Genomic DNA, 21,032 nt, shown 5'->3' on the forward strand with positions numbered 1-21,032 from the left:
GACCAGGAGACATGCCATGAAAAAGAAGATGCTCTGTGCGCTGATCGCCGGAGCGCTGCCGGGGCTGGCCGCGGCGAATTCGAGCGCCGACCAGATCCGGGCGCTGCAGCAGCAGGTCGCGGCGCTGCAACGGCAGATGAGCGCGCTGCAATCGCGGCTCGGCACGAGGCCTTCGGCCGCACCGGTGGCGTCGGCCGCGGCGACCGGCGCGGTGGCTGATCCGTCCGCGCCCGGCTATGGACAGGCGCCGGCCGTGCTGACCAACGACGACGTGTCGGAAATCCGGCAGCAGGTCGCGAACCAGCAACTGAAGGTCGATTCGCTGACCGATGCCGCGCGCACGGGCCCGATCGCGGGGCTGTCGGTGACCGGCTATCTCGACCCGACTTACGTCTACAACCGCGGTGCCGGCACGTCGTCGTTCCAGTTCGCGAACCACGAGAACGCGTACACCTACTACAACAGCACGTTCGGCGATGTGTTCCTCGACATCAAGAAGACGTTCGGCGTCGGTCCGACCGCACCGTCCGCGGAAATCACGCTGATGCCGAACCGTGGCGCGGGCCTGTCGATGATGACGGGCAGCGGCGCGAGCGGGCTCGACATCATCAACACGGCGGTCGTCACGGTGCCGCTGTCGGGGACGACGGCATTCGTCGGCGGGCTCGTGACGGGCTTCGGCGGCTACGAATACCAGCAGTCGAGCCAGATGCTCACGCTCACGCACAACCTGCTGTACGACTTCTCCGATCCGGGCTCGTCGATCGGTGCGGGGATCAACTACCAGAGCGCGGACGGGCACTGGGCGTGGAAGTTCTTCGTCGGCAACGAGCAGTTCCGCAGCGCGGGCGCGGTCACGCAGACCGGCGTCAACGCGCTCGGCGACCCGATCACGACGAGCAACAAGGTGCCGACCGTCACCGCGCGCGTCGATTACCTGCGCGGCAGCGCGCTCGACGTCGGCGGCTCGATCAGCATCGGCCGGCAGACGCTGCCGAGCGCGGTCGATCCGGCAACCGGCAATGTGCGCTACGGCGTGGGCGGCAACGCGCCGGGCGCGTACGGCGCGTTCTTCTTCGGCGAAGCCGATGCGACCTACACGCTCGCGGATGCACAGTACAACGCCGAGTTCGATTACGGCCAGCAGCAGCACGGCGCGTTCAACGGCGGGCTCGCGCAGTGGTTCGGGCTGTCGCTGCTCGCGCACCGCAAGTTCAACGCGCCAGTGGTCGGCCGCATGGGCGCGACGCTGCGCTACGACCTGCTCGTGAACCGGAAGAACGGCGGCGGCGGCTCGTCGATCGGCCTGAACGGCAACGGGATGGATCCGTACAACGGCTTCGGCATCGATGCGGACTGCCTCGCCATGTCGAAGGCGAACGGCGGCGTCGGCTTCGAGTGCAAGGGCGCGACCCGGCAGGCCGCCGCGTTCGACCTGCTGTTCTACCCGACCCAGCAAGTGACGGTGAAGGTCGAATACCGGCACGACTGGGCGAGCAACAAGGTCTTCCTGCGTCACGACGGGTCGTACGCGAAGTCGAACGACCTGCTCGCCACCCAACTCATCTACGCGTTCTGACGCGACACCGTTCGCGAGTCTTGCACATGCTCAAGTTCCAAAACCAGCAACATGTTCAGTCCTACTATGCAGCGACGGCCAACAACCGTGCGCGGCATCCGTCGCTCGACGGGGCCGCGACGGCCGACGTCTGCGTGATCGGCGGCGGGCTGACGGGCCTGTCCGCGGCGCTCGAGCTTGCCGAGCGCGGCCATTCGGTCGTGCTCGTCGAAGCGTCGAAGATCGGCTGGGGCGCGAGCGGCCGCAACGGCGGCCAGCTGATCGCCGGGTACGCGTGCGATATCGATACGTTCTCGGCCTACCTGCCGGAAGACGACGTGCGGCGCGTATGGGCGATGGGGCTGGAGTCGGTCGAGATCGTCCGGCAGCGGGTCGAGCGGTACGGCATCGATTGCGACCTGACCTCCGGTTACCTGACCGCCGCGAACAAGCCGCGCCATCTCGATGCACTGCGCGCGTGGAGAGAGACCGCGGCGCGCCGCTTCGGCTATCGCGGCTACGAATTCGTCGAGCGCGCCGACATGCATCGCTTCGTCGCGTCGGACCGATACGTTGGCGGCCTCCGTGACGAAGGCAGCGGTCACCTGCATCCGCTGAACTACACGCTCGGCCTCGCGCGGGCTGCGCGCGAAGCCGGCGTGACGATCCACGAGGACACGCCCGCGCTCGCGCTCGATCGCGCCGCGCCGCATCACCGCGTCACGTGCGCACGCGGACACGTGGATGCCCGTCATGTCGTGCTGGCCTGCAACGCGTACCTGGGGCAGCTTGCGCCGGCGCTCGCGCGCAAGATCATTCCGGTTGCGACGTACCTGATCGCGACGGAGCCGCTCGGCGACGCGCGCGCGGCCGAGACGATGCCGGCCGATGCGGCGATCTGCGACACCCGTTCGGCGCTCGACTATTTCCGGCTGACGCGCGACCGCCGGCTGCTGTGGGGCGGCAAGGCGAGCAGCTCGACGAACACGCCGCGCGACCTCGCGGCCGCGATGCGACGCGACATGCTGAAGACGTTCCCGCAGCTCGCCGACGTGCGGATCGACTACGCGTGGGGCGGGCTGATCGACGCGACGATGAATCGCGCGCCGCATTTCGGCCGGCTCGAGCCGACCGTGTATTTCGCGCAGGGCTTTTCCGGGCACGGCGTCAACGTGACGGGCCTGGCGGGGCGGCTGATCGCGGAAGCAATCGATGCGCAGGCCGCGCGCTTCGACCTGTTCGGCCGGATTCGCCATCGCGACTTCCCGGGCGGGCGCGCGCTGCGCACGCCGATGCTGGCGCTTGCGATGACCTGGCACCGGATGATGGACCTGCTCTGACCCGTGCGGGCGGCTCGCCCGTCCGTGCGGCACCGAAACGTTTCGAATCACTCACGCCCTGGAGGCACTCATGACCAACATCACGAATCTCGTCGACCTGATGCGGGCGCCGGCGAAGCTCACGCAGAGCCGCGTGCCGAGCGGGCTGCTGCTCGACGGCAATCCGCTGCAGACGCTGTCGCATCACTACATCAGCCCGTGCGGGCAGTTCAGTTGCGGGATCTGGGCTTGCACGCCCGGCCGCTGGACGATCGAGTACGACGAGTCGGAGTATTGCGAGATGCTGAGCGGCGTCGCGATCGTGCGCGATGCGGACGGCCGTGAGCGCGTGCTGCGTGCGGGCGACCGGTTCGTGATTCCGCCTGGCTTTCGCGGCACGTGGGAAGTCGTCGAAGCGTGCCGCAAGATCTATGCGTCGCACGCGCCGCAGGCCGGGCAGCCGGGCGCGTGACGCACGGCCGGTTCAGGACAACCATCGAGATCAACGAGGAGCAACCCATGACCCTGGATTTGTGGCGTCTCAGCGCGGCCGAGATGGCCGAGTGTGTCGCGCGTCGCGACGTGTCGGCCACCGAACTCACGCGCAGCTGCCTGCAGCGGCTCGAAGCGGTGAACCCGATGATCAACGCGATCGTCGACGTGATGGCCGACAGCGCGTTGCAGGCCGCGTCCGATGCCGATGCCGCGATCGCGCGCGGCGCACCGGTCGGCCCGTTGCACGGCGTGCCGGTGACCGTGAAGATCAACGTCGACACGGCGGGCTGCGCGACGACCAACGGCGTGCGCGCGTTTTCGGACCTGATCGCCCACGAGGACAGCCCGGTGACCGCGAACCTGCGCAAGGCCGGCGCGATCGTGATCGGGCGTAGCAATGCGCCGGCGTTTTCGTACCGCTGGTTCACCGACAACGACCTGCACGGCCGTACGTCGAATCCGTGGAATCCGTCGCTGACGCCGGGCGGTTCCAGCGGCGGCGCGGCCGCGGCCGTGGCCGCCGGCATCGGCGCGATCGCGCACGGCAACGACCTGGGCGGCTCGATCCGCTATCCGGCCTACGCGTGCGGCGTCGCCGGGCTGCGGCCCAGCACCGGGCGCGTGCCGGCGTACAACCCGACACAGTCGAAGGACCGCACGCTCGCGGTGCAGCTCGCGTCCGTGCAGGGGCCGCTCGCGCGCACGGTCGGCGATCTGCGGCTCGCGCTCGACGCGATGACGGCAGGCGACGCACGCGACGCATGGTGGATGCCGGTCGCGCCGATTGCGCACGACGCCGCGTTTCCCGCGCGCGTGGCCGTGTGCCCGGCGCTGCCGGGCGTGCCGTCCGATCCGGTGGTGGTCGATGCGATCCGGCAGGCCGCGCGCTGGCTCGAAGAAGCAGGCTGCATCGTCGAGGAAGCGGAGCCGCCGCGGATCGCCGAAGCGTGCGAACTGTGGCTGGACCTGGTGACCAACGAGGCGCGCAGCGGCCTCGGCGACGTCATCATGCAGCACGGCGATGCGGCGATCCGTACCGCGTTCGCGAGCCAGCGCCGTCTCGCGACGCCGCTGGACCTCGAGGGCTACATGAGCGGCCTCGCGCGGCGCACCGCGCTGCTGCGCGACTGGCAGCAGTTCCTCGTGCGCTATCCGCTGCTGCTGATGCCGGTGTCGTGCGCACGGCCGTTCGCGATCGACGCCGATCAGCACGGCGACGACGCGATGCGCGCGATCGTGGACCGGCAGGGGCCGCTGCTCGCGACCGCGCTGCTCGGGTTGCCGGGGCTGTCGGTGCCGACCGGCATCCGCGATGGCGTGCCGACCGGCGTGCAGCTCGTCGCCGGACGCTTCCAGGAAGCGCTGTGTCTCGCCGCGGGCGAAGCGATCGAGGCACGCGCGGGTATCTTCACGCCGATCGATCCGGTCACGGGGTCGTGATGCACGACTTTTCACGAGGAAACGCATGAATCAACCGACATTCGAAGACTGGCAAGCTCGCGCGGCGGAGCTGCGGGTCGAAGGCCGCGCGTTCATCGACGGCGACGTGCGCCACGCGCAAGGCGGTGCGACCTTCGCCTGCGTGAGCCCGATCGATGGCCACGTGCTCGCGCACGTGGCCGATTGCGGTGCCGACGACGTCGACCTCGCGGTCGCAGCCGCGCGCCGCGCGTTCGACGCGCGGAGCTGGGCCGGCATGAATCCGCGCGCCCGCAAGGCGGTGCTGCAGCGCTGGGCCGCGCTGATGCGAGCGCATCTCGACGAACTCGCGCTGCTCGAGACGCTCGACACCGGCAAGCCGATCGCCGATACCACGGCGATCGACGTGCCGGCCGCCGCGCATTGCGTCGACTGGTATGCGGAGGCGATCGACAAGGTCGGCGGCGAAGTCGCGCCGGTCGACCACCATCTGGTCGGGCTGGTCACACGCGAGCCGATCGGCGTCGTCGCGGCCGTGGTGCCGTGGAATTTCCCGCTGCTGATGGCCGCGTGGAAATTCGCGCCGGCGCTCGCGGCCGGTAACAGCGTCGTGCTCAAGCCGTCGGAGAAATCGCCGCTCACGGCGATCCGTGTTGCGCAACTCGCGTGCGACGCCGGCGTGCCGCCCGGCGTGTTCAGCGTCGTGCCGGGCGGCGCGGAGCCGGGCAGGGCGCTCGCACTGCATCGCGATGTCGACTGCATTGCGTTCACGGGGTCGGCGCACACGGGGCAGCAGATCATGGCGTGCGCCGCGCGGTCGAACCTGAAGCGCGTGTGGCTCGAGCTCGGCGGCAAGTCGCCGAACATCGTGCTGCGCGATTGCCAGGATCTCGACCGCGCCGCGCAGGCGGCTGCCGACGCGATCTTCTTCAACATGGGCGAAGTGTGCACGGCCGGCTCTCGCCTGCTCGTGCATCGCGACATCAAGGATGCATTCGTCGCGAAGCTGGTTGACGCGTCGCGACGTTACGCGCCCGGGCATCCGCTCGATCCGTCGGTGACGATGGGGGCGATCGTCGATCGCATGCAGCTCGATCGCGTGATGGGGTATATCGGCGCCGGGCGCGACGAGGGCAAGCTCGTCACGGGCGGCGCTCGCGTGCGCGAGGAGACGGGCGGGTTCTATGTCGAACCGACGGTGTTCGAGGTGAAACCCGATGCGAGGATCGCACGCGAGGAGATTTTCGGGCCGGTGCTGTCGGTGATCGTGTTCGACGATGTCGACGAGGCCGTGCGGATCGCCAACGATACCGAGTACGGGTTGGCCGCGGCCGTATGGTCGGCAGACCTCTCGACCGCGCATGCGGTTGCGCGGCGGCTGCGCGCGGGCACCGTGTGGGTCAACTGCTATGGCGACGGCAGCGACGACATGAACTTCCCGTTCGGCGGTTACAAGCGCTCGGGCAATGGTCGAGACAAGTCGCTGCATGCGCTCGACAAGTACACCGAGCTGAAGTCGACGGTCGTGCGCTTGTAGCCTTGGGCCGCGCGGCGCGCTGGCGGCGTGTCGCGCGATCCGGCGCGGGGATCATTGTCGACCGTCGCCCGATACGTACAGCCGCGGCTGCGCCGCATTCAACGCGTCGTCGGCTTCCGGCTGCCACGGAAAGATCCCGTTGCGGTCCGGCCACAGCAGCTGGACGCACGGGAAGTCGTCGTTGCCGTAGAACCAGCGATTCCAGCCGAGATGGGCTTCATAGTGTGTTTCTCGATGCCACGGCGGTACCGCTTACTGCTCCGCGCCTTCCGCGTCCGCCGTTTCGCCGAGGAACCCGCCGCTCTGGTGCGCCCACAGCGCCGCATAGATGCCGCCCGCCTGCAGCAACTGCTGATGGGTGCCTTCCTCGACAATGCGCCCTTCGTCGAGCACGATCAGCCGGTCCATCGCCGCGATCGTCGACAGCCGGTGTGCGATCGCGATCACCGTCTTGCCGCTCATCAGGTCGTCGAGGCTGCGCTGGATCGCGACTTCGACCTCGGAATCGAGCGCGCTGGTTGCCTCGTCGAGCACGAGGATCGGCGCGTCCTTGAGCATCACGCGCGCGATCGCGACGCGCTGCCGCTGGCCGCCCGACAGCTTCACGCCGCGCTCGCCGACCTCGACGTCGTAGCCGCTGCGGCCGTGGCGGTCGCGCAGCCGGTCGATGAACTCGGACGCTTCCGCGCGCGCGGCCGCGTCGCGCATCTCGCGCTCGGTCGCGTCGGGGCGCCCGTACAGCAGGTTTTCGCGCATCGTCCGGTGCAGCAGCGACGTATCCTGCGTGACCATCCCGATCGCGCCGCGCAGGCTGTCCTGCGTCACGTGCGCGATGTCCTGCCCGTCGATCCGGATCGTGCCGCCGCCCACGTCGTAGAAGCGCAGCAGCAGGTTCACGAGCGTCGACTTGCCGGCGCCCGAGCGGCCGATCAGGCCGATCCGCTCGCCGGGCCGGATCGTCAGGTTCAACCCGTCGAATACGGCGCGGTCGTTGTCCTCGTGCGCGAACTGCACGTTGTCGAACACGATTTCGCCGCGCCGCACCGCGAGCGGCTTCGCATCGGGCGCGTCGACCACGCTGTGCACCTTCGTCAGCGTGTTGATGCCGTCCTGGATCGTGCCGACGTTCTCGAACAGCTCGGTCATCTCCCACATGATCCAGTGCGAATAGCTCGACAGGCGCAGCGCCATCGCGATCACCGCCGCGACGACGCCCGCGCTTGCCTCGCCGTGCATCCACAGATACAGCGCGAGGCCGGTCGAGCTCACCAGCAGCAGCGTCGACAGCAGGTGATTGACGACCTCGAACGCGCTGACGAGCCGCATCTGCGCGTCGCCGGTCGCCTTGAACGCTTCCATCGCGCGGCGCGCGTGGTCGGCTTCGCGCCGCGTGTGCGAGAACAGCTTCACGGTCGTGATGTTCGAATACGCGTCGGTGATGCGGCCCGTCATCAGCGCGCGCGCATCGGCCTGGCGGCTACCGACGGCGCCGAGGCGCGGCACGAAATACGCGCACGCCAGGCCGTAGCCGAGCGCCCACAGCACGAGCGGGATCATCAGCCGCCAGTCGAAGCTCGCCGCGAGCGCGAGGATGCCGATCAGGTACGCGGTGACGCCGATCACGACGTCGACCGACATGAACAGCGCATCGCGCACCGCGAGCGCGGTCTGCATGATCTTGGTGGTCACGCGGCCCGCGAACTCGTTCGCGTAGAACGACAGGCTCTGGTCGAGCATCAGCCGGTGAAACAGCCAGCGCAGCCGCATCGGGAAGTTGATCGCGAGCACCTGGTGCTTGACCATCGTATGCAGCGCGATCAGCAGCGCACTGCCGGCGAGGATCGCCGCGAACCCGGCGAGCGTGCCGAAGTGCCGGCCGCCGAAATCGGCAGGCGATGCGGATGCGAGCCAGTCGACCACGCGGCCCATCATCGCGAACAGCGCGGCTTCGTATGCGGCCAGCGCGGCCGACGTCAGCGCGATCAGCAGGATCCAGCCGCGCGCGCCTTTCGTGCACGCCCAGACGAACGAGAAGAAACCCCGCGGCGGTGTGGCGGGATCGTCGAGCGGGAAAGTCGGCAGGCGCCGTTCAAACCACGAAAACATTGAAACCTCTCCTTGATGCGTCCACGCCGACCGGCGCGGCTCGATGTCGGGGCGGCGGCGCGGCTCGGCCGGAACGTCCGTCTGGCCGAAGATCGCGTCGTTGTCGCGCCGCTCGGCGGCCAGTGTCGCATCGATTCGATCCCGTTGCAGGCCGGTTGCCTGGAGTGGCTGTCGCGTGAGGTAAGTGCGTTGCCGCCACCGACGATCACCGGGAACGTGGGCCGCACCGCACGCGCGACGCACGGAATCACCCGGTCAGCCGGCAGCGTCTTCCCGCAGCCGCACGCGGCGATGTTCGATCGCGCATGAAGTTGGTACGATCGCGCGTATCGTTCACGCCGGCGCCGCAAGCCGCCGGCCATCGGTCGTGCGGCCGCCCGGCAGCGCGGCCCCGTTCGGGAGAAGTGGCTCATGCTGCAGGCGTTCGCGGTCTTGCTGACCTTCCAGTGTCTCGGGGAAGGCGTGTCCTACCTGTTCGGCCTGCCGGTGCCGGGCCCCGTGATCGGCATGCTGCTGCTGTTCGGCTTCGTGATGCTGCGCCCTCAGGTGGCAGACGCGATCGAGCCGACCGCGCTCGAGCTGCTCCGCCACCTGTCGCTGCTGTTCGTGCCGGCCGGCGTCGGCATCATGGTGTCGGCCGACCGCGTGCGCGGCGATGCGGTCGCGGTCGTCGTCGCGCTGGCCGTCAGCACCACGCTCGCGATCGCCGTGACCGCGCTCGTCACGCGCGCGCTGCTGCGCCGCCAGCGGCGCGCGGGCGGTGCGGCGGAGGGCACGCCGTGACGGCCTTCCCGAAACTCGGCGCGATCTGGGTCTATCTCGCCGCGACCCCGTTGCTGGGCCTGACCATCACGCTGATCGCCTATCTGTTCGCGCAGGCCGTCTATGCGCGGGCGCGCTTCAACCCGCTCGCGAACCCGGTGCTGATCGCGGTCGCGCTGATCGTCGTGCTGCTGACGATCACCCATACGCCGTATCCGACATATTTCGAAGGCGCGCAGTTCGTCCACTTCCTGCTCGGCCCCGCGACCGTCGCGCTCGCACTGCCGCTGTACCGCCAGTGGTCGAAGCTGCGCCGCGCCGCAGTGCCGCTGCTGGTCGGCCTGCTCGCGGGCTCGCTGACCGCGATCGTGTCGGCGGTCGGCATCGCGGCGCTGTTCGGCGCGTCGCACCAGACGATCGCGTCGCTCGCGCCGAAGTCGGCGACGACGCCGATCGCGATGGCCGTCGCGGCCGAAATCGGCGGGATTCCGTCGCTCACCGCGGTGCTCGTGATCTCGACCGGGATCTTCGGGGCCGTGTGCGCGCGCGGGATCCTCAACGTACTGCGCGTCGACGAACCGGCCGTGCGCGGGTTCGCGCTCGGCGTCGCGTCGCACGGGATCGGCACCGCGCGCGCGTTCCAGGTCAGCGAGGAGGCCGGCGCGTTCGCCGGGCTCGGGATGGGGTTGAACGGCGTGCTGACGGCCTTCGTCGTGCCGATCCTGCTGCCGGTGCTGTCGCGCTGGATCTGAGCGCCGGCCGGGCCGCGCCGGGTTATCGGTTTCCCTGATGGCGCGCGCGGGACGCCGGAACGACGGCGCATGCGGTGCGCATGTATCGTGGCCGTTATCGGGAGAATTCAGGAACGCACAGGGACAAGTGCATACTGTTCGGCTAACGTTGCATCGGCGCCGTTGTCGCAAGCGGTCGAGTGCGCGCCGGTGTCCGACCCACAACCAACAATCGACAATCGACAAGGAGATCCGGCCATGAAGAAGGCTCGCGTGGTTTCGGTGGCAGTGGCAGTAACGGCGTCGTTCGGTCTGCTGTTGACCGCCGCGCCGGCGGCATACGCGCAGGATCCGGCGTCCGCGCCGACGCAGAAGCAGATCGACAAGGCGCAGAAGAAGGCCGCCCGCAAGGCCGCCCGGGCGAAGCATGCGTCGGACCTGAAGGCGATCGGCACGGGTAGCGGCTACCGGCTGACCAACGACCAGAGCAACTATCCGCAGAACGCCGTCTCGAAGGCGCCCGCGACGAAGGCGGCGCCGGCCGCCCCGGCGTCGGGCCAGTAACGGCCGGACCCGGTACCCGGCACGAACGGCGCCGGATCGACCGGCGCCGTTCGTGCGGGTGCGGGGCCGCGAGGCCGCCGTGTTACGACGCGAGCTTGCTCGCGAGTTCCGCGACGTGCTTGCCCTGGTAGCGCGCGATGTCGAGCTCGTTCGCGCTCGGCTGGCGGCTGCCGTCCGCGCCGGCGAGCGTGGTCGCGCCGTACGGTGTGCCGCCGGTGATTTCGTTCATGTTGACGAGGCCGCTGCATGCATACGGCACACCCACGATCACCATCCCGTGGTGCAGCAGCGTCGTGTGGAACGACGTGATCGTCGTTTCCTGGCCGCCGTGCTGCGTGCCGGTCGACGCGAACACGCTGCCGATCTTGCCGACGAGCGCACCCTTCATCCACAGGCCGCCGGTCTGGTCGAGGAACGTGCGCATCTGGCCGGCCATGTTGCCGAAGCGGGTCGGCGTGCCGAAGATGATCGCATCGTAGTCGGCGAGTTCGTCCACCGTCGCGACCGGTGCCGCCTGGTCGACCTTCACGCCGATCGCGCGGGCCTGGTCGACGGGAATCGTTTCCGGCACGCGCTTGAGCGCGACCTCGACGCCCGCCACCGATCGTGCGCCTTCCGCGATGTGCTGCGCCATCGTTTCGACGTGCCCGTAGGACGAGTAGTAAAGAACGAGTACCTTGGCCATGTTGCGAATCTCCGATTAAAAGGGCCCCGCGTTCAGCGGGGCCCGGTTTCCCGAACGGGCTTCATGCCCACTCGGCCGTGACTTCGACCGGCCGCAGGTCGAACGCCAGCACTTCGGCATCCTTCCCGTCGGCGAACGTCAGCGCCTGTTCGTCGCGGATGCGCACGCCGTCGCCTTCGCCGAGCGCCACACCGTTGACCGTCACGCTGCCGCGTGCCACGTGCACGTAAGCAAAGCGGTTCGGCGCCAGTTCCAGCGTCGCGCGTTCATCACCGTCGAACAGGCCCGCGTAGATACGCGTGTCCTGCCGGATCTTCAGCGAACCGGCGTCGCCGGTCGGCGATACGACGAGCGCGAGCTTGCCGCGCTTGTCGTCGGCCGTGACGTTCGTCTGCTGATAGCGCGGCTCGGCACCCTTTTCGGACGGCCCGACCCAGATCTGCAGGAAGTGGACCGGCAGTTCCGGCGAGTGGTTGAACTCGCTGTGGCGCACGCCGGTGCCGGCGCTCATCAGCTGCACGTCGCCTGGCACGATCACCGAGCCGGTGCCCATCGAGTCCTTGTGTTCCAGCGCGCCGTCGAGCACGTACGACAGGATCTCCATGTCGCGGTGCGGGTGCGTGCCGAAGCCGCGGGCCGGGGCGACGCGGTCGTCGTTGATCACCAGCAGGTCGGAGAAGCCGACTTGCTTCGGATCGTAGTAATTCGCGAACGAAAACGAATGACGGGAGCTGAGCCAGCCATGCTCCGCACGGCCACGTTGGTTTGCTGCACGGATTTCGATCATGATTTTTGTTCCTCAAGACGCCGGACCTCGGAAGTGGGCTCGGCCGTTCGTTGAGATGCATCTTAGGTCAATCGATTTGACAAATAAATCGCTGTAGAGATAATGACTGTCGCTATGGAGTGGACAATATGGAACTCAACGATCTGAGGATCTTCGTCGCGACGGTCGATGCGGGCAGCTTCACGGCGGCGGCCGACCAGCTGATGCTGTCCAAGCAGTTCGTCAGCCGGCGCACGATGGCGCTGGAGGCGTCGCTCGGCGTGCGGTTGTTGCACCGGAACACGCGCAACCTCGCGGTGACCGAATCAGGGCAGGAGTTTTATGTGCGCGCGCAGCGGATCCTCGCGGAGATCGCCGACGCCGAGCAGGCGATGTCGGTGCGCAGCACCGAACTGCACGGGTCGCTGAAAATCAGCGCGCCGCTGTCGTTCGGGATCACGCACGTGTCGCCGCTGATCGCCGAATTCCTGTCCGCGCATCCGGCCGTGCGGCTGAATCTCGACCTGACCGACCGGCGCGTCGACCTGATCGGCGAGGGCTTCGATCTCGTGCTGCGGATCGGCTCGCTCGAGGATTCGACGTTGATCGCGCGCCCGCTCGGCGCGTGGCGGATGGTCGCGTGCGCGAGCCCCGCCTACCTGAAGCGGCACGGCACGCCGCAGACGCCGGCCGATCTCGCCGGCCATACATGCGTGCTGTACGGGCGCGAGCGGCGCATCGGCTGGGAATTCCGTGTCGACGGCGTGGCGCGCACGTTCGACGTGCAGGGGCCGCTCGTCGCGAACAACGGTGAAGTGGTGCGCGACGCGGCGATCGCGGGGCTCGGCATCGCGCTGCTACCGGATTTCATCGTCGGCGGGGCGCTCGACAGCGGCGCGCTCGTGCCGGTGCTCGACGCGTATGCACCGTCGCCGATCACGCTCAATGCGGTGTTTCCGCAGCATCGGGAAGGGTTCGTCACGCTGCGCACGTTCATCGGGTTTCTCGCGGAACGGCTCGGCGAGGTTGCGCCGGCGGCGAAGGGCGGGGCCGGGCGGGCGCGGTAACGGACGGGGTTGCGGGGAATGAGGGTGCTATTCTCCGCATAATTTGCAGAGAATATTGAGTCATGCGGGGAATCGGTGGGATAATCTCCGCATCATGAGCGGAGATTACACCTACATCTGGGAGTCGGCCGACTGGCCTGCATGGCGCTTCGACCTCCCCGCACTGGCGACGCCGCTTGCCGACGTCAGCCGTGCGCAAGGCATGCTGGCCGGGCGGCTGGCGGATGTCGGCCTGGCGTTGCGCGACGAGGCCAGCCTGGCCGCGCTGACGGAGGACGTCGTCAAGACCAGCGCGATCGAGGGCGAAAGCCTGAACGTGGCATCGGTCCGGTCGTCGATCGCTCGCCGGCTCGGGGTCGATATCGGCGCACTGGCGCCGGTCGATCGTCACGTCGAGGGCGTGGTCGACATGGTGCTGGACGCGACGGCCCATGCGGCGGCGCCGGTTACGGACGCCCGTCTGTTCGGATGGCATGCGGCACTGTTCCCGACCGGCTACTCGGGGATGTCGCGGATCACGGTCGGCGGCTGGCGCACGGATGCCACCGGGCCGATGCAGGTCGTGTCCGGTCCGATCGGCCGGCAGCGCGTGCATTTCGAGGCGCCGCCCGCCGCGCGCGTCGCCGGCGAGATCGCGCGTTTTCTCGCATGGCTCAATGCCGCACCGGCCGAGCCCTTGCTGATCCGCGCCGGCCTGGCGCACCTGTGGTTCGTCACGCTCCATCCCTTCGACGACGGCAACGGCCGGATTGCGCGCGCGCTCGGGGATCTGGTCCTCGCGCGCGCCGACCGCAGCCCGCAGCGCTTCTACAGCCTGTCGGCGCAAATCCAGCGCGAGCGCAACGCGTACTACGACGTGCTGGAGCGGACGCAGCGCGGGTCGCTCGACGTCACGGAATGGCTCGCCTGGTTCCTGACCGCGCTCGGCAGGGCCATCGATCACGCGCACGCGACACTCGACGCGGTGCTGGTCAAGGCGCGCTTCTGGCAGCGCTGTGCGGGCTTCGCGATGAACGAACGCCAGGTGAAGGTCATGAATCGCCTGCTCGACGGCTTCGAGGGGAAGCTGACGACCACCAAGTGGGCAGCGCTTGCGAAGTGCTCGCAAGACACCGCGCTGCGGGACATCACCGAACTCGTCGAGCACGGCGTGCTGCGTCGCTCGTCGTCCGGCGGCCGGAGCACGAGTTACGAGCTGATGGCGATCGACGGCTGATGCCTGTCGGGTTTGCGCGTTCGTACCGCGGGCGATCGGACATGACGCGATGCCGGCGTTCGCGCGTGTCACCGTTGCCACGCCGGACGTGCTCGACAAGGCGTGGCTGCGCGCGTGGCTGAAGGCGTTGCCGCGCATGGTCCTGCGTGCGAAGGGCGTCGTGCGCGTGGCCGATGCGCACGGCACGGTCGCTGCGCGCGTCTGTCAGGCCGCCGCGCGGCGCATCCGGTTCTCGTCGATGGAAGACGAAGGGCTGGCCGCGCACGAAGGAGACGGCGGGATGGTGTTCATCGGGTTCATCGATGCCGCCGTGCAAGCCGCACTGAGTGACGGCATCATGCGATGCAGCGTGGCAGCCTCGACGGTTGCGCCTGCATCGAACGTCGATTGATCGACGTCGCGCATTCGGGTTAGGCTTCGGCGAGCAACCGTATGCGCCACGTGCCGGGCCGGCCGTTTTTATCTCGAATGCCGCGTGCAGATAGCGTCTGCACGCGCGCGATCCAGCAACGATCCAAGCCGATGACCATCCAGAACCGATCGAATGCGCGCGGGCAAGCCGCGCCTCCCGCACGTGATGCATCCCACACGCATCTGCGATCCATCGCGTCCGCCGCGTGGCTGGCACTGCTGCCGCTCGCCGCGCACGCGGCCGGCTTCGACTGCGCGAAAGCCGCTTCACCAACCGAGAAGGCCATTTGCGCGGACGCCGCGCTGTCGAAGCTCGACGGCGACCTCTCGGCGGCGTGGAAGCAGGCGCTCGCAAAAGGCGGCGATACGGCCGCACTGAAGGCCGCGCAGTTGAAGTGGCTCAAGCAGCGCGACCGGTGCGACGCCGACGCATCGTGCCTGGGCGATCGCTACCGCGAACGGCTCGCGAGCCTGAACGGCAAGCCGCTGGCTGCCGACCGCTGGCAGCAGACGTGGTACATGACGAGCGACAACCCGTCGTTCGGCGGCGTGCTGACGTTCACCGGCACGCCGCCGCGCCTGCATTTCGAGCTGGGCGGCAACAACGGTGCGAATACGGGCGAGCTCGACGGTGACATCGTGCTGCACGGCGACAGCGGCACCTACCGCAAGGACAGGTGCCGGCTCGATTTCGAACGGAAGGGCGCGCGCATCGGCGTCACGCAACACGGCGCGGATGTCGATTGCGGCGCCGGCTTGGGCGTGTTCTACGGCGGCGAGTATGTGACCGAGGCGCAGTTCCAGGCGAAGCCGGCGGCCGACCTGCTGAGCCTCAAGGTCGTTGACGACGCGACGCAGAACGCGGCCGCGCACACACTGCTCGGCGCCGATTACCAGACGCTCGTCGACATCGTCAATTACGGCACCGACGAGAAGGATCTCGACGGGCTGAACGCGCACGTGGCGTCGTACTGGGTGCGCGGCATCGCGACGACGAACGCGGCGATCGTGATGCGCCGCGGTAACGATCTGTGGATCGGGGTGCTCGTGTTCGACGCGCAGAACAACGTCCGGATGCGCTATTACACGAACGTGCCGGCGTGGAAGAAGCGCGTGCCGAAGACCATCCTGGCGTGGCATGACCATCTCGACAAGACGCTGCCGGTCGACGTGATGCAGTGACGGGCGGGCCGGGCGGCCGAAGCCGCCCGGCGTATCTTCATTTCCTTTTTGCTGCGCGCGCGTGCGCCGGCGCCGCAGCCGATTCCCGCGCGCGCAACTCCGGCTGCACCGCATGACCGGGCCCCGTTGCGCCGTTCTCGAGCGCGTCGAGCAAGGCCTGCGCGGCCTGGCGCCCGATCGCGTCGGTGTCGACCCACATCGTCGTCAGCGGCGGCTGGATCTCGCGCGCGAGCGCGATATCGTCGAACCCGGTGATCGACAATTGCGCGGGCACGTCGATGCCGAGCGCCTGCGCCTCGAGCAACGCGCCCAGCGCGAGCGCATCGTTGCCGCAGATCACGGCCGTCGGCCGCGTCGCCGCGTCGCTGCCGGCGATCGCGCGCAGGCTCGCCCGCCCGAACGCGATCGTGGCCGCGCCTTCGTGCTGATGGACCGGGCGTACCGCGAGCCCGCGCGCGGCCAGCGTGTCGTGAATGCCGCGCAGGCGGGCCTGCACGCGGTCGTTGTCCGCCGACGGCTGCATGATGATCGCGAAATCGCGGTGGCCGAGGTCGAGCAGGTGGGTGGTGAGCCGCGCGAACGCCGCGCGGTTGTCGAAGCCGATACAGCAGTGCGGGCTGTCGTCGCGATACGCATAAGTGACGACGTACGGCACGCGGTGCATCGCAAGCAGTTCGAACAGTTCCGGCGGATACGCTTCGCCGACCAGCGACACGGCTTCCACGCCGCGCGACAGCATCGCGCGCACCTGGGCCAGCGCCTGCGCGGGATCGTAGTTCGAGCAGCCGAGGAACAGCGTGATGCCGTGCTCGGCCATGACCGTCTGCATGCCCGCGACCTGCGATGCGAACACCTGGTCGTCGAGCGTCGGAATGATCGCGCCGGTGATGTGGGTGCGCGTGGACGCGAGCGCACGCCCCGCCGCATTCGGAATCCAGTTCAGCGTGCGCGCCGCGTCGCGCACGCGCTGCTGCACGTCGGCCGACACCTTGCCGGGATCGTTGTACACGCGCGAGACGGTGGCGGTCGACACGCCGGCCAGTTTCGCGACGTCGCCGAGCACCGAGCGGCCGCTGCCGCGGCGCGCGCGGGTCGCGCCGCCGCGGGACGGTGGCGCGCTCATCGGCCGGCTCCCGGCGTGGCGGTGGCGGCGCCACGTGTTGTCAAATGCGTCATTGTTTACCCTCGATTCACGGTGGCGCCGCTTGCATTCTCGCTCGACCCTGTGAGAATGTAAGCGCTATCTTGACGTGCTTTCCTATTATGTCAGACCTGGATTCTATCCATATCGTGAAATTTTCATCGACGACGGCCGTTCCGGCCATTTTGTCCGTCGTAAATGTAAGCGGTTACATTCGGAAATGAGCTACACCTATCCCCCTCGCATCGCCGTTGTCGGCAGCGTGAACATCGACCTCGTCACGCGCGCGCCGCGCCTGCCGGTGCCGGGCGAGACGCTGCTCGGCACGGATTTCCAGACCGTTCACGGCGGCAAGGGGGCGAACCAGGCGGTCGCGGCCGCGCGCCTGGGCGCGTCGGTCGCGATGATCGGCTGCGTCGGCGACGACGCGTTCGGTGCGCGCCTCTACGACGCGCTGGCGGCAGAGGGCATCGACGTGACGCATCTCGACCGGATCGGCGGTACGGCGACCGGGGTGGCCACGATCACGGTCGACGAGGGCGGCGCGAACAGCATCGTTGTCGTGCCCGGTGCGAATGCGCGTCTCGATGCCGGCCGGATCGACGCGGCGCGCGAAGCGATCGCCGGGGCCGCGATGCTGGTGTGCCAGCTCGAAGTGCCGGTGACGACGGTCGCGCGCGCCATTGCCTGTGCCTCCGCGCACCACACGCCGGTGCTGCTCAATCCCGCGCCTGCCCAGCCGCTGTTCGACGCGCTGCTGGCACGGGTCGACTACCTCGTCGTCAACGAAACCGAAGCCGAGTCGCTGACCGGCGTCGCCGTCGGCGACGACGCGTCCGCCGTGCGTGCCGCCGATGCGCTATGCGCGAAGGGCGTGGGCAACGTGCTGGTCACGCTTGGCGCGCGCGGCGTGTGCTGGCGCGGCGGTGCGGGCAACGGTTGCCTGCGGGCGATGTCGGTGGTCGCCGTCGATACGACCGCGGCCGGCGACACGTTCGTCGGCGGGTTCGCGGCCGCCCGCGCGGGTGGCGCATCGATGATCGACGCGATCGGCTTCGGCCAGCGCGCCGCCGCGATCAGCGTGACGCGCTACGGCGCACAGACCTCGATCCCGACGCGTGACGAAGTGGCGCGCCTGGAAACCTGAATTCCGCATGAGACGGACAGGCCGGAACCGGCCGATACCAGTGACATGGAGACAACTGCAATGAACGAAACCCCGACCGTTCCGCCCGCACCGCCACGTATCCGGCGCGGACAACGCATCGCGCTCGCGCTGTTGATGGTGAGCGGGATCGTCAACTATCTCGATCGCGGCACGCTGGCCGTCGCAAGCTCGGCGATCCGCGGCGATCTCGGCCTGTCGCTCTCACAGATGGGGCTGCTGCTGTCGGCCTTCTCGTGGAGCTATGCGCTGTGCCAGTTCCCGGTCGGCGGGCTGGTCGACCGCATCGGGCCGCGCCGGCTGCTCGGGGTCGGCTTGATCGTGTGGTCGTTCGCACAGGCGGCGGGCGGCATCGTGTCGACGTTCGGCTGGTTCATCGTCGCGCGCATCGTGCTCGGCATCGGCGAGGCACCGCAGTTTCCGTCGGCCGCGCGGGTGGTGAGCAACTGGTTTCCGCTGCGCGCGCGCGGCACGCCGACCGGGATCTTCAACGCCGCGTCGCCGCTCGGCACCGCGCTCGCGCCGTTGCTGCTGTCGATCCTCGTCGCGTCGTTCGACTGGCGCTGGGCGTTCATCGCGACGGGCGCGGCCGGTCTCGTCGTCGCCGTCGCCTGGTTCGCGCTGTACCGCGACCCGGTGCGCGCGCAACTGACTGCCGCCGAGCGCAATTATCTCGACGCCGATGCGCAAAGCGCGGTCGCGGCGCCGAAGCTGACGTTCGCCGAATGGCGCGGCCTGTTCTCGCACGGCACGACCTGGGGGATGCTGATCGGCTATTTCGGTTCCGTGTACCTGAACTGGGTGTACCTGACCTGGCTGCCGGGCTACCTGACGATGGAGCGGCACATGAGCCTGATCCGCACCGGCTTTGCCGCGTCGGTGCCGTTCCTGTGCGGATTCGTCGGCTCGCTGCTGGCCGGCTGGTTGTCGGACCTGGTCACGCGCCGCAGCCGTTCGCCGGTCGTGAGCCGGCGCAATGCGGTGGTGGTCGCGATGCTCGGGATGGTGGCATTCACGATTCCCGCCGCGCTCGTGCAGAGCAACACGGTCGCGCTCGCGTGCATTTCGGTCGTGATCTTTCTCGCCAACGCGGCGTCGGCCTGCTCGTGGGCGCTCGCGACGGCGGCCGCGCCGCCGAGCCGCATCGCGTCGCTCGGCGCGATCCAGAATTTCGGCGGTTTCGTCGGCGGCGCGCTTGCGCCGATCCTGACGGGCATCATTGCGCAGAAGTGGTCGTTCGTGCCGGCGCTGCTGACGGCCGCGGCGATCGCGTTCGCGGGCGCGATGGCGTACCTGCTGCTGGTGCGCAAGCCGATTCCCGAGCAGGCCGCGAACGCGGCGCCCGGGCCGTTGCCGGCCTGAGCACGCGGTAGGCGCCCCGCATTCACTGAAGCAAGGAGAAACAGATGCAACACCCGCAGCAATCGAACGTGACCATCGAGGGCATCGTCCCGGTGATGCTGACGCCGTTCGACGATGCCGGCGCGATCGACTACGCCGGGCTCGAGCGGCTCATCGAATGGTATCTGGCACACGGCGCCGATGCGTTGTTCGCGGTCGCGCAGTCGAGCGAGATGCAGTTCCTGAGCCTGGCCGAACGCGCGGAACTCGCGCGCTTCGTGGTCGAGCGGGTGGCCGGGCGCGTGCCCGTCGTCGCGTCCGGGCACATCAGCGACGATCTCGACGCGCAGGCCGAGGAGCTGTGCGCGGCGGCCGAATCGGGCGCGCAGGGCGTCGTGCTCGTGACCAACCGGCTCGATCCGCAGCGCAAGGGCAGCGCCGCGTTGCTCGACCATCTTCACCGGCTGCTCGCGCGATTGCCGTCGGGTCTGCCGCTCGGGCTGTACGAGTGTCCGGCGCCGTACCGGCGGCTGCTGTCGGATGACGAACTGCGCGCGTGCATCGACACGGGCCGCTTCGTGATGCTCAAGGACGTGAGCTGCGACCTGGAGACGGTGAAGCGGCGGGTCGCGCTCGCCGAGGGCTCGCCGCTGAAGATCCTCAACGCGAACGCCGCGATTGCCTGGGACGCGATGAAGGCGGGTTCCGCCGGCTTCAACGGCGTGTTCACCAACTTCCATCCGGACCTGTACCGGTGGTTGCGCACGCAAGGGGATACGAACCCGGCGCTGGCCGACGAGCTCTCGACGTTCCTCGTCGTTTCGGCGGTGTCGGAGGCGCTGGGGTATCCGGCGCTCGCGAAGCTCTATCACCAGCGGATCGGCACCTTCGCATCGATCCGTTGCCGCGCGATCGACTACGACGTGCGTGAACGGTTCTGGGCGCTCGATGCGGTGCTCGACAAGATCGTGGCCGGGACCGAGCATTTCCGTCGACGGATCGCCGCGTAACCCGGCACGCGGTGCGCCGTTCGAGGTTTGCCGGGCGCGGTGGGGTGGCGTGCCGGGCGGGCGGCCGCCATCGCACGGGTTCGTCGGGGCGCGCGTGGTGGCGGCGCACGGTGGCTACAAGCACGGCCGGCTTGTCGCGATGCGTCTCGGACGTGTTGCGACAAGCGGCGCGAGGGGTGTATCGGCCTTGCCCCGGATGGCGTGAACCCGGCGCGGCGTTCAGGCCGAACGTGCAATGCGGCGAATCCGTCGGGATTTTCAACAATGCTGTTGAAGGTGGTTAAGCCGCCTGTCGCAGTCAGGCCGCCGCACTGACCAGCCGGTTTCAGGCTGTCCGTTGTCACGAATGACGGCGTGTCGCCGACGCACGGCCCCACCTTCACTCGTCTCATCGCACGATCGAGCCGCCGGCAAGCCGCAAGCCGCAAGCCCCAAGCCGCAAGCCGCACGCGCTGGGCGCCAAGCGCCGGGCATCGAGCGCGACGCCACCGCTCGTCCCACCGATCCGTTGTACCCCGCGGGTTGCGGCAACCCCCACCCGCTGCCCCGCGCATGTC

Annotated in this window: 19 protein-coding genes and 1 pseudogene; 15 read left to right on the forward strand and 5 right to left on the reverse strand. The window is 68.8% G+C overall.

The window, feature by feature from the left end:
• The first annotated feature begins 16 nt into the window (after positions 1 to 16).
• From ACPTTC_RS34235 to ACPTTC_RS34255, 5 genes are all read left to right on the forward strand, one after another.
• Positions 17 to 1,579 carry a DUF3138 family protein gene (locus tag ACPTTC_RS34235; RefSeq protein WP_423395800.1) on the forward strand — a complete coding sequence of 521 codons (1,563 nt, stop codon included), beginning with the start codon at positions 17 to 19 and terminating at the stop codon, positions 1,577 to 1,579.
• A gap of 26 nt (positions 1,580 to 1,605) precedes the next feature.
• Positions 1,606 to 2,898, forward strand: coding sequence for an NAD(P)/FAD-dependent oxidoreductase (locus tag ACPTTC_RS34240; RefSeq protein ID WP_423395801.1), 1,293 nt, complete (start codon positions 1,606 to 1,608; stop codon positions 2,896 to 2,898).
• A gap of 70 nt (positions 2,899 to 2,968) precedes the next feature.
• On the forward strand, positions 2,969 to 3,349 hold the full coding sequence (locus tag ACPTTC_RS34245; RefSeq protein WP_175969062.1) for a cupin domain-containing protein: 381 nt from the start codon (positions 2,969 to 2,971) through the stop codon (positions 3,347 to 3,349).
• Between the two features lie 47 nt (positions 3,350 to 3,396).
• Entirely contained in the window at positions 3,397 to 4,812 is a 1,416-nt protein-coding gene (locus tag ACPTTC_RS34250; RefSeq protein ID WP_423395802.1) for an amidase family protein, read from the forward strand.
• Between the two features lie 25 nt (positions 4,813 to 4,837).
• Positions 4,838 to 6,328 carry an aldehyde dehydrogenase gene (locus ACPTTC_RS34255; protein ID WP_423395803.1) on the forward strand — a complete coding sequence of 497 codons (1,491 nt, stop codon included), beginning with the start codon at positions 4,838 to 4,840 and terminating at the stop codon, positions 6,326 to 6,328.
• Positions 6,329 to 6,379: 51 nt separating this feature from the next.
• Here ACPTTC_RS34255 and ACPTTC_RS34260 read toward each other — a convergent pair.
• Positions 6,380 to 6,547: pseudogene (locus tag ACPTTC_RS34260) on the reverse strand (DUF4262 domain-containing protein); the annotation flags it as partial.
• A 33-nt stretch (positions 6,548 to 6,580) separates the two neighbouring features.
• Positions 6,581 to 8,434 (reverse strand): ABC transporter ATP-binding protein, encoded by a 1,854-nt coding sequence (locus ACPTTC_RS34265; protein ID WP_423395804.1) that lies wholly within the window; start codon positions 8,432 to 8,434, stop codon positions 6,581 to 6,583.
• A 411-nt stretch (positions 8,435 to 8,845) separates the two neighbouring features.
• On the opposite strand from ACPTTC_RS34265, the gene ACPTTC_RS34270 reads away from it, so the two are divergent.
• From ACPTTC_RS34270 to ACPTTC_RS34280, 3 genes are all read left to right on the forward strand, one after another.
• Positions 8,846 to 9,217 carry a CidA/LrgA family protein gene (locus tag ACPTTC_RS34270; RefSeq protein WP_047853084.1) on the forward strand — a complete coding sequence of 124 codons (372 nt, stop codon included), beginning with the start codon at positions 8,846 to 8,848 and terminating at the stop codon, positions 9,215 to 9,217.
• Positions 9,214 to 9,948: an LrgB family protein gene (locus tag ACPTTC_RS34275; protein ID WP_423395805.1), complete on the forward strand. Its 735-nt coding sequence runs from the start codon at positions 9,214 to 9,216 to the stop codon at positions 9,946 to 9,948. The genes ACPTTC_RS34270 and ACPTTC_RS34275 overlap by 4 nt, the downstream gene beginning before the upstream one ends.
• 237 nt (positions 9,949 to 10,185) lie before the next feature.
• Positions 10,186 to 10,491: a hypothetical protein gene (locus ACPTTC_RS34280; protein WP_175957421.1), complete on the forward strand. Its 306-nt coding sequence runs from the start codon at positions 10,186 to 10,188 to the stop codon at positions 10,489 to 10,491.
• Between the two features lie 82 nt (positions 10,492 to 10,573).
• Here the strand turns inward: ACPTTC_RS34280 and wrbA are convergent, their stop codons facing one another.
• Positions 10,574 to 11,176 carry an NAD(P)H:quinone oxidoreductase gene (gene wrbA / locus ACPTTC_RS34285; protein WP_175957423.1) on the reverse strand — a complete coding sequence of 201 codons (603 nt, stop codon included), beginning with the start codon at positions 11,174 to 11,176 and terminating at the stop codon, positions 10,574 to 10,576.
• 61 nt (positions 11,177 to 11,237) lie between these two features.
• Entirely contained in the window at positions 11,238 to 11,963 is a 726-nt protein-coding gene (locus ACPTTC_RS34290) for a pirin family protein (protein ID WP_423395806.1), read from the reverse strand.
• Positions 11,964 to 12,091: 128 nt separating this feature from the next.
• On the opposite strand from ACPTTC_RS34290, the gene ACPTTC_RS34295 reads away from it, so the two are divergent.
• The 4 genes from ACPTTC_RS34295 to ACPTTC_RS34310 all read left to right on the forward strand — a co-directional run bounded on the left by ACPTTC_RS34295 (position 12,092) and on the right by ACPTTC_RS34310 (position 15,818).
• Complete coding sequence (locus tag ACPTTC_RS34295; RefSeq protein ID WP_423395807.1) at positions 12,092 to 13,009, forward strand: LysR substrate-binding domain-containing protein; 918 nt, start codon at positions 12,092 to 12,094, stop codon at positions 13,007 to 13,009.
• Positions 13,010 to 13,103: 94 nt separating this feature from the next.
• Positions 13,104 to 14,225 (forward strand): Fic family protein, encoded by a 1,122-nt coding sequence (locus ACPTTC_RS34300; RefSeq protein ID WP_423395808.1) that lies wholly within the window; start codon positions 13,104 to 13,106, stop codon positions 14,223 to 14,225.
• A gap of 49 nt (positions 14,226 to 14,274) precedes the next feature.
• Positions 14,275 to 14,616, forward strand: a complete 342-nt coding sequence (locus tag ACPTTC_RS34305) for a GTP-binding protein (protein WP_423395809.1) — start codon at positions 14,275 to 14,277, stop codon at positions 14,614 to 14,616.
• Positions 14,617 to 14,747: 131 nt separating this feature from the next.
• Positions 14,748 to 15,818 (forward strand): lysozyme inhibitor LprI family protein, encoded by a 1,071-nt coding sequence (locus ACPTTC_RS34310; protein WP_423395810.1) that lies wholly within the window; start codon positions 14,748 to 14,750, stop codon positions 15,816 to 15,818.
• Between the two features lie 37 nt (positions 15,819 to 15,855).
• Here the strand turns inward: ACPTTC_RS34310 and ACPTTC_RS34315 are convergent, their stop codons facing one another.
• Positions 15,856 to 16,941 carry a LacI family DNA-binding transcriptional regulator gene (locus ACPTTC_RS34315; RefSeq protein ID WP_423395811.1) on the reverse strand — a complete coding sequence of 362 codons (1,086 nt, stop codon included), beginning with the start codon at positions 16,939 to 16,941 and terminating at the stop codon, positions 15,856 to 15,858.
• Positions 16,942 to 17,179: 238 nt separating this feature from the next.
• On the opposite strand from ACPTTC_RS34315, the gene rbsK reads away from it, so the two are divergent.
• The 3 genes from rbsK to ACPTTC_RS34330 are packed head-to-tail and all read left to right on the forward strand — an operon-like array spanning position 17,180 to position 20,475.
• Positions 17,180 to 18,106 carry a ribokinase gene (gene rbsK / locus ACPTTC_RS34320; RefSeq protein ID WP_423395812.1) on the forward strand — a complete coding sequence of 309 codons (927 nt, stop codon included), beginning with the start codon at positions 17,180 to 17,182 and terminating at the stop codon, positions 18,104 to 18,106.
• Between the two features lie 60 nt (positions 18,107 to 18,166).
• A complete protein-coding gene (locus ACPTTC_RS34325; RefSeq protein ID WP_423395813.1) occupies positions 18,167 to 19,486 on the forward strand; it encodes an MFS transporter in 1,320 nt (439 codons plus the stop codon).
• A 44-nt stretch (positions 19,487 to 19,530) separates the two neighbouring features.
• Positions 19,531 to 20,475, forward strand: a complete 945-nt coding sequence (locus ACPTTC_RS34330) for a dihydrodipicolinate synthase family protein (protein WP_423395814.1) — start codon at positions 19,531 to 19,533, stop codon at positions 20,473 to 20,475.
• Positions 20,476 to 21,032: the final 557 nt, after the last annotated feature.

The sequence above is a fragment of the Burkholderia mycopellens genome (genome assembly GCF_964265025.1).
In the GTDB taxonomy this organism is placed as follows: domain Bacteria; phylum Pseudomonadota; class Gammaproteobacteria; order Burkholderiales; family Burkholderiaceae; genus Burkholderia.